8 protein-coding genes are annotated in these 12,996 nt (G+C 74.8%); 6 read left to right on the plus strand and 2 right to left on the minus strand.

The genetic code is table 11. The features are described from left to right. Nucleotides 1-226 precede the first annotated feature (226 nt). Nucleotides 227-2,335: a DNA gyrase/topoisomerase IV subunit B gene (locus ACYSMR_RS14810; protein ID WP_251332488.1), complete on the plus strand. Its 2,109-nt coding sequence runs from the start codon at nucleotides 227-229 to the stop codon at nucleotides 2,333-2,335. Between the two features lie 75 nt (nucleotides 2,336-2,410). Beyond that, on the plus strand, nucleotides 2,411-3,460 hold the full coding sequence (locus ACYSMR_RS14815) for a malate dehydrogenase (RefSeq protein ID WP_461746218.1): 1,050 nt from the start codon (nucleotides 2,411-2,413) through the stop codon (nucleotides 3,458-3,460). A 24-nt stretch (nucleotides 3,461-3,484) separates the two neighbouring features. Here ACYSMR_RS14815 and ACYSMR_RS14820 read toward each other — a convergent pair whose 3' ends face one another. Continuing rightward, nucleotides 3,485-5,983 (minus strand): DNA gyrase/topoisomerase IV subunit A, encoded by a 2,499-nt coding sequence (locus tag ACYSMR_RS14820; RefSeq protein WP_461746220.1) that lies wholly within the window; start codon nucleotides 5,981-5,983, stop codon nucleotides 3,485-3,487. Nucleotides 5,984-6,113: 130 nt separating this feature from the next. On the opposite strand from ACYSMR_RS14820, the gene ACYSMR_RS14825 reads away from it, so the two are divergent. From ACYSMR_RS14825 to ACYSMR_RS14840, 4 genes are read left to right on the plus strand one after another with little or no spacing between them, the layout of a single operon-like run. Next, nucleotides 6,114-8,810, plus strand: coding sequence for a bifunctional acetate--CoA ligase family protein/GNAT family N-acetyltransferase (locus tag ACYSMR_RS14825; protein WP_461746222.1), 2,697 nt, complete (start codon nucleotides 6,114-6,116; stop codon nucleotides 8,808-8,810). A gap of 15 nt (nucleotides 8,811-8,825) precedes the next feature. Next, nucleotides 8,826-10,163: a serine/threonine-protein kinase gene (locus ACYSMR_RS14830; protein WP_309125560.1), complete on the plus strand. Its 1,338-nt coding sequence runs from the start codon at nucleotides 8,826-8,828 to the stop codon at nucleotides 10,161-10,163. A 46-nt stretch (nucleotides 10,164-10,209) separates the two neighbouring features. Further along, nucleotides 10,210-10,920 (plus strand): DUF5998 family protein, encoded by a 711-nt coding sequence (locus tag ACYSMR_RS14835; RefSeq protein WP_251332483.1) that lies wholly within the window; start codon nucleotides 10,210-10,212, stop codon nucleotides 10,918-10,920. Then, nucleotides 10,917-12,092 carry an alkaline phosphatase family protein gene (locus ACYSMR_RS14840; RefSeq protein ID WP_251332482.1) on the plus strand — a complete coding sequence of 392 codons (1,176 nt, stop codon included), beginning with the start codon at nucleotides 10,917-10,919 and terminating at the stop codon, nucleotides 12,090-12,092. Before ACYSMR_RS14835 ends, ACYSMR_RS14840 begins: the two co-directional genes overlap by 4 nt. Before the next feature lie 27 nt (nucleotides 12,093-12,119). On the opposite strand, the gene ACYSMR_RS14845 is transcribed toward ACYSMR_RS14840, so the two are convergent. Continuing rightward, nucleotides 12,120-12,914, minus strand: coding sequence for a hypothetical protein (locus ACYSMR_RS14845; RefSeq protein ID WP_461746225.1), 795 nt, complete (start codon nucleotides 12,912-12,914; stop codon nucleotides 12,120-12,122). Between the last annotated feature and the right edge of the window lie 82 nt (nucleotides 12,915-12,996).

Consider the following 12,996-nt stretch of genomic DNA (forward strand, 5'->3'; position numbering starts at 1 on the left):
GCACCTCCGGTGCTCGTACCCGGGGTCTCGTGGACGCATCGGGATACTGCTATATCCAACCACGACCCTCCGACATTCGATCCCGGTCGGGGACGTTTTTCGCCCCCGGCGTAGGCCCCGGTGCGGCCGCCCGCGCCGCCCGCGCCGGGACCGGGCGGCGGGAGCGTGTCCGACGCCCCGACTACAGTGGTGGGGAATCCCGCCGTCCCCCAGGAGCCGTACCCCCGTGACACCCTCCCGTTCCGAATACAACGCCCGCCACCTCTCCGTCCTCGAGGGCCTCGAGGCCGTCCGGAAGCGGCCGGGCATGTACATCGGCTCCACCGACTCCCGCGGGCTGATGCACTGCCTGTGGGAGATCATCGACAACTCCGTGGACGAGGCCCTCGCCGGCTTCGGCCAGGAGATCACGGTGGTCCTGCACGCCGACGGCGCCGTGGAGGTCCACGACGACGGCCGCGGCATCCCCATCGACATCGAGCCCCGCACCGGGCTGACCGGCGTCGAGGTCGTCTTCACGAAGCTGCACGCCGGCGGCAAGTTCGGCGGTGGCTCCTACACCGCCTCCGGCGGCCTGCACGGCGTCGGGGCCTCCGTGGTCAACGCCCTCTCCGCCCGCCTGGACGTCCAGGTGGACCGCGGCGGCAAGACCTACCAGATGTCCTTCCGCCGGGGCGAGCCCGGCCGCTTCGTCGACAAGGGCCGGCCCTCCCCGCACGCGGCCTTCGAGCCGTTCGTGGAGGACTCGGTGCTCGACGTCGTCGGGCGGGCCAAGCGCGGCGTCACCGGCACCCGGATCCGGTACTGGGCGGACGAGCAGATCTTCACCCAGGACGCCCGGTTCAGCTACGAGGAGCTCGCCAAGCGCGCCCGCCAGACCTCGTTCCTCATCCCGGGCCTGCGGATCACCGTCCGCGACCAGCGCGGGCTGCCCGGCACGCCGGGGGAGTTCGGCGCGCACGAGGAGGTGTTCCAGCACGACGGGGGGATCTCCGAGTTCGTGGAGTACCTCTCGGTGGACAGCTCCGTCACCGACGTGTGGCGCTTCCACGGCGAGGGCCGGTTCAAGGAGACCGTCCCGGTCCTCGACGAGAGCGGGCGCTCGAAGCTCACCGAGATCGAGCGCACGTGCGAGGTCGACGTCGCCCTGCGCTGGGGCATCGGCTACGACACCGCGCTGCGCTCCTTCGTCAACATCATCGCAACCCCCAAGGGCGGCACGCACCAGGCCGGCTTCGAGGCGGCGCTGCTGAAGACCTTCCGCAAGCAGGTCGAGGCCAACGCCCGCCGGCTCAAGGCCGGCAGCGACAAGGTGGAGAAGGACGACGTCCTCGCGGGCCTGACCGCCGTGCTCACCGTGCGGCTGGCCGAGCCGCAGTTCGAGGGGCAGACCAAGGAGATCCTCGGCACCCCGGCGGTGCGCCAGATCGTGGCCCGGGTGGTCGAGAAGGAGCTGACCGCGAAGCTGACCTCCACGAACCGCCACGACAAGCAGCAGGCGGGCCAGCTGCTGGAGAAGGTCGTGGCCGAGATGAAGTCCCGCATCTCGGCGCGCGTGCACAAGGAGACCCAGCGGCGCAAGAACGCGCTGGAGACCTCGTCGATGCCCGCCAAGCTCGTCGAGTGCCGCTCCGACGACGTCGAGCGCTCGGAGCTGTTCATCGTGGAGGGCGACTCCGCGCTGGGCACCGCCCGGCTCGCCCGCTCCTCCAACCACCAGGCGCTGCTGCCCATCCGCGGGAAGATCCTCAACGTCCAGAAGGCCTCGATTACGGACATGCTCGCCAACGCCGAGTGCGCGGCCCTGATCCAGGTGATCGGCGCGGGCTCCGGGCGCACCTTCGACCTGTCCGCGGCGCGCTACGGCAAGGTCATCATGATGACGGACGCCGACGTCGACGGCGCCCACATCCGCACCCTGCTGCTCACGCTGTTCTACCGCTACATGCGCCCGCTCGTGGAGGCCGGGCGGGTCTACGCGGCGGTGCCGCCGCTGCACCGGGTCGAGGTCGTCAGCCCGGGGGCGAAGGCCAACGAGATGGTCTACACGTACTCGGAGAAGCAGCTCGGGGACCTGCTGGCGCGCCTGGAGGCGGAGGGCCGGCGGTACAAGGAGCCCATCCAGCGCTACAAGGGCCTGGGGGAGATGGACGCCGACCAGCTCGCCGAGACGACGATGGACGTCCGCCACCGGATGCTGCGCCGGATCCGGGTCGAGGACGCCGAGGCCGCCGAGCACGCGTTCTCGCTGCTCATGGGCTCCGAGGTGGCCCCCCGCAAGGACTTCATCATCGAGGGCGCCGCGCAGCTGGACCAGGAGCGCATCGACGCCTGAGCGGCCGGGCGCACAGGGCGGGACCGGCGGCTACGCTGGGCAGGACGAGCGACCGTCCCCGAGGAAGGACCCCGCATGAGCGCCTCCCAGACCGCACGTCCCGCCGTCCCGTCCCGGCCCCGCCCGGTGACGGTGACCGTCACCGGCGCCGCCGGCCAGATCGGCTACGCCACCGTCTTCCGCGCCGCGGCCGGGGACCTGCTCGGGCCCGGCACGCCGATCCGGCTGCACCTGCTCGAGCTGCCGCAGGCGCGCCGCGCCGCGGAGGGCACGGCCCTGGAGCTGCAGGACGGGGCCTTCCCGCTGCTGGAGGGCGTCGAGGTCTTCGACGACGCCGCGGCCGCCTTCGAGGGGTCGTCGGTCGGGCTGCTCATCGGCGCCCGCCCCCGCTCGCAGGGCATGGAGCGGGCGGACCTGCTGGAGGCCAACGCGGGCATCTTCTCGGTGCAGGGGCGGGCGATCAACGCCGGCGCGGCCGAGGACTTCCGCGCCGTCGTGGTCGGCAACCCCGCGAACACCAACGCCTACATCGCCGCCTCCCACGCCCCCGACGTCCCACGGGAGCGGTTCACGGCGCTGACCCGGCTCGACCACCACCGCGCGGTCGCGCAGCTGGCCGGGGCGACCGGGGCGCGCGTCGACGAGATCGCGGGCGTGGCGATCTGGGGCAACCACTCGGCCAGCCAGTACCCGGACCTCACCCACGCCACGGTCGCCGGCCGGCCGGCCCTCGAGGTCCTCGCCGGGAAGGGCCTCGGCCTCGACTGGGTGGCCGAGACCTTCATCCCGCGCGTGGCCAGGCGCGGCGCCGAGATCATCGAGGTGCGCGGGGGCTCCTCCGTGGCCTCGGCCGGGCACGCCGCCCTGTGCCACGTCCGCGACTGGGTGCTCGGCACCCCCGAGGGCGCGTGGACGTCCATGGCGATGGCCTCCGACGGCTCCTACGGCGTGCCGGCGGGCCTCGTGAGCTCCTTCCCCGTCACCTGCCGCGACGGGGCGGCCACGATCGTGCCGGGCCTGGAGCTCGACGGGTTCTCCCGCTCCCGCCTCGAGGCCTCCGTGCAGGAGCTGGCCGAGGAGCGGGAGGCCGTCGCTGCGATGGGGCTGCTGGGCCCCCGCGGCTGAGCGCCGCCGGGGCCGGGCCCGGCCTCAGGAGTAGGCCGGGCCCACCGCGTCGATGACCTGGTCGAGCGGCACGCCCGTCCCGTCCCGGCGGCCGTGCTCGGTGGGCAGGGACCGCGCCACACCGGCGGCGGAGACCGCCTTGGCCGGGCCGTGCCCCACCCAGGCCAGGGACAGGCCGGTCTCGCCCTTGAGGAACCGGTGGGCCCGCACCCCGGCCGTGGCCCGGCCCTTGGGCGGGTACTCGGCGAAGGGGGTGACCTTCACCGAGTACTGGGACATGCCCGGCAGGACCTCGGCCGCCCGGGCGATCGTCACGACGACGGGCGTCTCGTCCGCGGCGCGCACGGCGCCGAAGAAGACGACCTCGTCGCCGGGGCCCAGCTTGATCCCCGCGACGCCGCCGGCCGTGCGGCCCTGCGGGCGGACCGACCCGGCGTCGAAGTGCAGCAGCTTGCCCTGCCGCGTCACGAGGACCAGCTCGTCGTCGTCCGCGGTGGACTCGGCGAGCCCGACGACCTCGTCGCCGTCCCGCAGGGTCACGACCTCCCACTCCTCCCGGTTGAGGGGGTAGTCGGGGTTGACCCGCTTCACCACGCCGTTGCGGGTGCCCAGGGCGAGCACCGCGCCGAGCGGGGCGAGGCCCACGAGCCGCTCCCCGCGGGCGAGCGTGAGGAAGTCCTTGACGGGCACGCCGTCCCCGAGCTTGGGGGTGCCCTCGAAGGCGGTCAGCACGGGCACGTCCATCACCTGCACGCGCACCATGCGCCCCGTGGAGGTCACCGCGCCGATCTCCCCGCGGGCGGTGGCGCCCACCACGGAGGTCAGGGCGTCGTGCTTGATCCGCCGCGGCGGGTCGACCAGGGGCAGCCGGCTCGGGGTGCGGGCGAGCTGCCCGGAGGTGGAGAGGAACACCCAGCACGGGTCGTCGGGGATCTCCAGGGCCAGCCCGCCGGCGGACTTCCGGCCGGGGGCGGGAGCGGCCGCCGCGGTGGGCCCCGGCACCGCGTCGGACTCCAGCAGCTCGGTGCGCCGGTCGTCGCCGTGGGTGGCGGCGACCTCCGCGAGCTCCGCGGAGACCAGCGCCCGCAGCCGGGCGTCCGAGCCGAGGACCTCCTCGAGCTCGGCGATCTCCCGGCGCAGCTCCTCCTGCTCCTTCTCGAGCTCGATCCGGGAGAACCGCGTCAGCTGCCGCAGCCGCAGCTCCAGGATGTGGTCGGCCTGCACCCGGGTGAGGCCGAACGCGGCCATCAGCCCCTCGCGCGCGACCGAGGACTCGTCCGAGGCGCGGATGATCCGGATGACCTCGTCGATGTCGACGATCGCCACGAGCAGGCCCTCGACGAGGTGCAGCCGGTCCCGGCGCCTGCCCAGCCGGTACCCGGTGCGGCGGCGCACCACGGAGAGCCGGTGCTCGACGTAGACCCGCAGCAGCTCGAGCAGGCCCATCGTCCGGGGCTGGCCGTCCACGAGCGCCACGTTGTTGATCCCGAAGGAGTCCTCCATGGGCGTGTACTTGTAGAGCTGCTGCAGCACCGCCTCGGGGTTGAACCCGTTCTTCACCTCGATCACGAGCCGCAGCCCGTTCTTGCGGTCGGTGAGGTCCACGACGTCGGAGACGCCCTGGAGCTTCTTCGCCTGCGCCGCTTCCTTGATCTTCTCGGTGACCTTCTCGGGCCCGACCATGTACGGCAGCTCGGTGACCACGATGCCCTGCTTGCGCGGGGAGACCTGCTCGATCGAGACCTTCGCGCGGGTCCGGAACGAGCCCCGTCCCGTCCGGTAGGCGTCCTTGACCCCGTCGAGGCCCACGACCCGCCCGCCCGAGGGCAGGTCGGGGCCGGGGATGTAGCGCATCAGGTCCTCGAGGGTGGCCTCCGGGTGCTCCACGAGGTGGCGGGCGCCCGCGACGACCTCCCGCAGGTTGTGCGGGGCCATGTTCGTCGCCATCCCCACCGCGATGCCCGAGGAGCCGTTGACCAGCAGGTTCGGGAACGCGGCGGGCAGCACCCCCGGCTGGGAGAACTGGTTGTCGTAGTTGGGCACGAAGTCCACGACGTCCTCGTCGAGGTCGGCCGTCAGGGCCAGGGCCGCCGGGGCCATGCGGGCCTCGGTGTAGCGGGAGGCCGCCGGGCCGTCGTCGAGGGAGCCGAAGTTGCCGTGCCCGTCCACGAGCGGCAGGCGCATCGCGAAGGGCTGCGCGAGGCGGACCATCGCGTCGTAGATCGCGGAGTCCCCGTGGGGGTGCAGCTTGCCCATCACCTCGCCCACCACGCGGGCGCTCTTGACGTGGCCCCGGTCGGGGCGCAGCCCCATCCGGTCCATCATGAACAGGATCCGGCGCTGCACCGGCTTGAGCCCGTCCCGCGCGTCCGGGAGGGCGCGGGAGTAGATCACGGAGTAGGAGTACTCGAGGAAGCTCGTCTCCATCTCGGAGGTCACGTCGATGTCGACGATGTTCTCCCGGAAGTCGGCGGGCAGCACGTCCTCGGCGGACGGGCGGGAGGACGCACGGCGGCGAGCCATCAAAGCAGGGGGTCCTTCGGTCGGGGGTCGGCCCCGGGGCGTGCCCGGGCGAGCACGGTGCTGGAGCTCGTCGGGGGACGCACCGGGACGCACCGTTGACGGTGCGGGTTTGTCTACTAGCCTGAAGTCTATGGTTCCAGAGCCCACGGACACGGAGACGCCCAGCCGGTACCCCGAGTACTGGGAGGCCGACGTGATCCTGCGCGACGGCGCGACCGCGCACCTGCGCCCGATCTCCCCGCACGACCGGGACGCGCTGCAGAACTTCCACCAGTCGCAGTCCGAGAGCACCATCTACCTGCGGTTCTTCTCGTACAAGCCGTCCCTGAGCGCCCGGGAGCTCGACCGCTTCACCGTGGTCGACCACAAGAACCGGGTGTGCTTCGTGCTCCTGCTCGGGGACCAGATCATCGGCGTGGGCCGCTACGACCGCACCGGCACCCCGAACGAGGCCGAGGTCGCGTTCATGATCTCCGACGCCCACCAGGGCCGCGGGATCGGCTCGATCCTGCTCGAGCACCTGGCGGCGGCCGCCCGGGAGAACGGCATCGACCGCTTCTCCGCCGAGGTGCTGCCCGAGAACCGCAAGATGCTCCACGTCTTCGCCGAGGCCGGCTACGAGCTCACCCGCCGCTTCGACGACGGGGTGGTCGTCGTGAACTTCGACATCGACCCGACCGAGAGGTCGCTGGCCGTCATGGCCGCCCGCGAGCACCGCGCCGAGGCCCGCTCGATCGCCGACGTCGTCGCGCCCTCGTCCGTGGCGGTGATCGGGGCCTCCCGCGATCCCGGCCACGCCGGGCACGCCGTGGTGGAGCACCTGATCGCCTCCGGCTTCGCCGGGCGGCTGAACGGGGTGAGCCCCACCCCGTTCGAGCGCGACGGCATGGTCCACGCCACCTCGATCCGCGACGTCCCCGGGCGGGTGGACCTCGCCGTCGTGGCCGTCCCGGTGGACCAGGTCGCCGGTGTCGTGGAGGAGTGCGGCGCGGCGGGGGTCCACGCGGTGGTCGTGGTCACCGGGGGCTACGCCGAGGCGGGGGCCGAGGGCCAGGCCCGCCAGACCGAGCTCGTGCGCCGCGCCCGCGCCCACGGCATGCGGCTGGTCGGACCGGCGAGCCTCGGCCTGTTCAACACCGCCCCCGACGCCCGGTTCAACGCCTCGATCCTCCACCCGCTGCCCCGGAACGGGTCCCTGGGGCTGTTCAGCCAGTCCGGGGCGATCGGGATGATGATCCACGCGGCCGCGGTGCGCCACGCCGTCGGCGTGTCCACCTACCTCTCCGCGGGCAACCGGGCCGACGTGTCCGGCAACGACATGATGCAGTACTGGGAGGACGACACCGCCACCCGCGCCTGCGGGCTCTACCTGCAGTCCGTGGGCAACCCGCGCAAGTTCTCCCGCATCGCCCGCCGGCTGTCCTTGAACAAGCCCGTCATCGTGGCCAAGAGCGAGGTCACCGGGCTGCGGCTGCCCCCCGGGCACACCGGGCGCACCACCCAGGCGCCCCCGGGGGCGCTGGACGCGATGTTCCGCCAGGCCGGGGTGATCCGCGCGGACACCAGCGAGCAGCTCATGGACGTCGCCGGCATCCTCGTCAGCCAGCCCCTGCCCGCCGGCCCGCGCACCGGCCTCGTCGCCAACGCCCTGGCCCTCGGCCAGCTCATGGAGGACCGGTGCATGCAGCTGGGCCTCGAGGTCGCCGTGACGCAGGCGGGGGTGCCCACCGGCGCCGGCGGCGCCGAGGCGCTCGACGCCCTCCGGGCGGCCGTGGGGCGGACCCTCGGTGCGGAGGCCGTGGACGCGGCCGTGGTCACCCTCATGCCGATCCCGCACACCACCCGCCAGGAGGTCGCGGAGGCCGTGGGGCAGGTGGGCCGCGAGTACGGCAAGGCCGTGGTCGTCGTCTTCACGGGCTGCACCGAGCCGGGCGCCGTCTCCGCCGTCCACCACGGCGGAGACGGCCTGGAGGTCCCCTGCTTCGACTCCCCGGGCGCGGCGCTGCGCGCGCTGGCGAAGGTCGTCGACTACACCCGCTGGCGCGCCCAGGACCAGGGCGTGCTGCGCGAGCCGGAGGGCGTGGACCGGGAGGCCGCCGAGACGTTCGTCGAGACCCTCGCCCCCCGCGTCCCCGGCGACGGGCTGCTCGAGCTGGACACCGAGCAGGTCCGGACGCTGCTCGGCACCTACGGGATCGAGGTCCTGCCCAGCGCCCGCTTCACGGCTCCCGAGGACGCCCTGGCCGCCGCCGAGCGCATCGGCTACCCCGTGGCGCTCAAGACCACCGACCCCAACCTCCGCCACCGCCTGGACCTGGGCGGGGTGCAGCTGAACATCCAGGACGGCGCGCAGCTGCGCGCGGCGATCGACACCATGCATCGCACCCTCGCCGCCTTCGGCTCCTTCGACCTCGAGGTCCAGGCCATGGCCCCGACCGGCCAGGCCGTGGTGGTGCGGGCCATCGAGGACCCCCTCATCGGCCCCGTGCTCTCCTTCGGGATGGCCGGGGACGCCGTCAACCTGCTCGAGGACTGGGCCCACCGGGTCCCGCCGCTGACCGACCTGGACGTGCGGCGGATGGTCCGCGAGCCCAAGGCCTCGCGCAAGCTCTTCGGCTACCAGAGCGTGCCGGCCGCGGACGTGGACCGGCTCGAGGACCTCGTGGGCCGGCTGGCCCTGCTCAAGGACCGGCACCCCGAGATCGCCCGCGTGCAGCTGAACCCGGTGCTCGTGTCCACCGACTCCCTGACCGTCCTCGGCGCCTCCGTCGGGCTCGGCAACCCCCAGCAGCGGACGGACAGCGCTCGCCGGGCCATGCGCGGCTAGGCGGCGCCGGATCCCGTGGCCGACACCATCGCCGGGCGCTACACGCTCATCGACCCCATCGCCCGCGGCGGCAGCGGGGCCGTCTGGCGCGCCTGGGACGGCCGGCTCCAGCAGCTGTGCGCCGCCAAGGTGCTGCGCCAGCGGGACTCCGCGGACCTGCTGCGCTTCGCCCGCGAGCAGTCGGTGAAGCTCGACCACCCGCACGTGCTCGCCCCCTACGGGTGGGCCGCGGAGGACGTGCACGTGGTCATCGCCATGCCCCTGGTCCACGGGGGCACCCTGGAGTCGGCGCTGCGGGACAACGGAGCCGCGTCCTCCGACCTGACGCAGGAGGTCCTGGCCCAGCTGCTCCAGGCCCTCCACTTCGTGCACGCCCAGGGCTGGGTGCACCGCGACGTGAAGCCGGCCAACCTCATGCTCGACAGCACCGGGACGGGGCGTCCCCACGTCTTCCTCTCCGACTTCGGCATCGCCGTGCGGGTCGAGGACGCGCGGCTGACCCGCACGGGCACCGTGGTGGGCACGCCCGGCTACCTGCCCCCGGAGGCGTACGGGCTGACGGACCCCGACCCCGCCCAGGACGTCTACGCCGCCGGGGTCACCGCGCTGCGGATGCTCGACCCGTCCCTCGAGCCGTGGGAGGGGCTCGGTCCCGACGACGCCCGCGCGATCGTCGGGCAGCCGGGGGACCTCGCGGAGCAGCTGGCCGCGCTGCTGACCCCCGACCCCGTCCAGCGGCGCCGGGCCGCCGTGACGGTGCTGCAGGACCTCAGCGCGAGCGCGGCCTGCCGCCGCTTCGACCCGGCCCTCACCCGCGACGGGGAGCCCTTCGAGATCTTCGACGTCCTCGACCCCCTGCCCGAGCCCTGGGCGAGCCGGGCGGGCGCCGGGACCGCACCGCCCGCCACGGAGGCCCCGGTCGCCGACGCCTCGCACGCCCCGGCGCCCGCCGCAGCGCCGGTGCCGCCCGCGGAGCGGGGGACCGGGGGAGCGCAGCGGGCCGGGGACGAGGACCGCACCCCCACGACCGCCGCCGCGGTGCCGACCGCCACGCTGACCGTGCCCGCCGTCCGGCCCCCCGCCGGTGCCGCGGCCCCCGCGCCCACCCGCCGGCGCCGCGGCGCGGCGGCCGCCCTCCTGCTGGTCCTGCTCGGCATCACGGCGGTCCTCGCCGCCTACCTGCTGCTCGAGCCCCCGGGCTCCGCCGAGCCGGGCGCGGAGCCCAGCACGACGGCTCCGGCTCCCGCCACCCCCACGCCCTCCGCCCCGGTGCAGGACGGGCCCGTGCGGATGGAGTGGGTCTGCGAGGACGCCGGCGGCGGGCGGGAGAACTGCTCCTACCGGGCGTCCTGACCGGCCGTGTTGGGCGCGGACGCCGCCGTGGGGGAAAATGGCCCCCATGACGTATTCAGGTGAGCGCGGCCAGCGGCTGGTCGAGGACATCAACAAGGCCGGGTTCTACCCCCAGCTGGTGATCGACGTGGTCCAGGACTCGCTGGACGGCCGGTCCCCTGTCTCACACCTCGTGCAGCTCGAGACCCACATCGACCGCACCGAGGTGCACCGCCACATCACCGTGCTCGTGCTCGCCGAGGACGTCCTGCACGTCACGCACGTGGACGACGAGGAGTTCGACGAGAGCGGCCGCGACGTCGTCGCCCGCGTGTCCACGGAGACGGTCGGGATCTCGCAGATCCGCTCCGTGACGCTCAGCTACTCCTACTACGAGCCGGCGAACTACCGCCCGGACAGCCCGATCTCCGAGGTGACCCTCGCCATCGCGTGGACGGGCACCCTGCACGTGGACCTCGCCCCCGCGATGTGCGACGACCCCCAGTGCCAGGCCGACCACGGCTACACCGGCACGGCGGCCCGGGAGGACATCGTGCTGCGGATCAGCGCCGAGGCGGACGGGCCCGCCGCGGTCGAGGGGGCGCGGGAGTTCGCGCGGACCCTGCGCCGGGCCAACCTCGCGCCGCTGACCAACGGCGCCCAGATCGCCCAGCCCGCGCACGGGCGCACCCCTGCTCCCCGGCGGGCGGCCGCCGCGACGCCGCGGACCCGGTTCACCGACCGGTTCACCGGCCGCGACGGCGGCGCCGCCCGATGACGGCGGTCCAGGAGGCCCTTCCCGGACTGCCCACCGACCTGCCGGCGCCGCCGCGCTACGGGCGGCGCTCCGTCGCCGAGGTGCTGACCTCCGCCGCGGCGTCCCTCGGGGTGCCCGGCTACGACGACGTGCTGGGGCTGGGCCCGGCGCGCCGGGTCGTCGTCGTCCTGGTGGACGGGCTGGGCCGCGCCCAGCTGCGCGCCCGCGCCGGGCACGCGCCCACGCTCGCCGGCGCGCGGAGCCTGGCGACCCTGGACGCCGCCTTCCCCACGACGACGGCCGCCTCGCTCGCCTCCCTCGGCACGGGCACGCCACCGGGCGCGCACGGGCTCGTCGGCTACGACGTCCTGGACCCGGAGCGCGACCTGGTGGTCAACCAGCTCGGCGGGTGGGACCCCGGGGTGGACGCCCGGACCTGGCAGCCGCTGCCCACGGTGTTCGAGCGGGCGGCCGAGCACGTGGACGTGGTCACGGTCAGCCGGCACCGGTTCGCCGGCTCCGGCCTCACCGGGGCGGCCCTGCGCGGGGGCCGGTTCGTGCCCGCGGACGGGCCCGCGGCGCGCGTGACCGCGGCCCTCGACGAGCTGGCGGCCGGGCGGGACACGCTCATGTACTTCTACTGGGACGAGCTGGACCGCACGGGCCACGCCCGGGGCTGGGAGTCCTGGGAGTGGACGGCCCAGCTCGAGGAGCTCGACGCGTCCCTGCGCCGCCTGGTGGCCCGGGTCCCCTCGGGCACGACCGTGCTGGTCACCGGCGACCACGGCATGGTGGACGTGGCCCCGGAGGCACGGGTGGACTACGCGCAGCTGCCCGGGCTGCTCGACGGCGTGCGCCACACCGCCGGGGAGCCGCGGATGGTCCAGCTGCACCTCGAACCGGAGGCGACCGCCGAGGACGTCCGGCACCTGGTGGGCGCCTGGCGCGAGCGCTTCGGGTCCCGCGTGTGGCTCCTCTCCCGGGAGGCCGCGCTGGCCGCCGGCTACTTCGGAGCGCCCGAGCAGGTGCGCGAGACGGTGCGCGGGCGCATCGGGGACCTGCTCGTCGCGGCGAAGGACCCGCTGGCGCTGTTCGACCTCGGGCGCGTCCGGCCGAGCGCCATGGCGATGGTGGGCCAGCACGGCTCCCTCACCCGCGCGGAGCGCGAGGTGCCGCTGCTGCGGCTCGCCTGACCCGGGCCGCGGAGCCCCGGAGCGCGCTCAGGGGGTGGCGGAGGACGCGGGCTCCGCGCCGGCGTCGGGTTCGCCGGTCCCGCCCGGACCGGCCTCGCCCGTGACGCCGTCGTCCTCCGCCGCGGCCTCCCCGCTCCGCGTCTGCTCGGGGGTGGAGCCGCCCCCCGTGCCCTCGGTGGCCGGGGGCGCGGTCCCGGGGGCGGGGGACTGCGTCCGGGCCGGTGCGGACGGTGCTGGTGCGGACGGTGCCGGGGCGGCGGGAACCGGAGGGGCCGGAGCGGGGACCACCGGCACCGGGGCGACGGGGGCCGGGACCACCGGCTCGGGCACCACGGGCTCCGGCACCACGGGCTCGGGCACCACGGGCTCCGGCACCACCGGCTCCGGGGCCGCGGGAGCCGGGGGCTGCGGATCCGGCGGGGGAAGGACGGGGACCGCGGGTTCCGGCACGGCCTCGGGAGAAGGGGTGGGCGACGGCGTCGGGCTCGCGCTGCGCGTCCTGGTCGGCGAGGCGGTGGGCGGAGCCGACGGGAGGCCCGTCACGGCCGGGGCGGGGGTGAACTGCCCCTCGCGGCCCGCGCCGAAGAGGTCCCGGCCCACGCCGCCGAGGTACAGGGCGCCCGCGCCGGCCAGCACCACGAGGGCGACGGCGCCCAGGAGCAGGACCGCGACGAGCCGGCCCAGGGTGGGGGACCCGGCGGTGGTCCCGGCGCCGGGGTCGTCCAGCGGATCCGGGTCCTCCGGGCCGCCGGGCACGGCCCGTGCCGGGGCGGCGTCGTACTCGTCCTCCCCGAAGAGATCGTCCTGGATGGTGTTGCCCATGCCGTACAAGCCCCTGACGTGATCGTGTCCGGTCCCGCGGGCACCGGACGGGCGGCCCGCGGACCGGGCGCTGCTGCGTGCA

The organism is Kocuria sp. U4B (assembly GCF_054875615.1).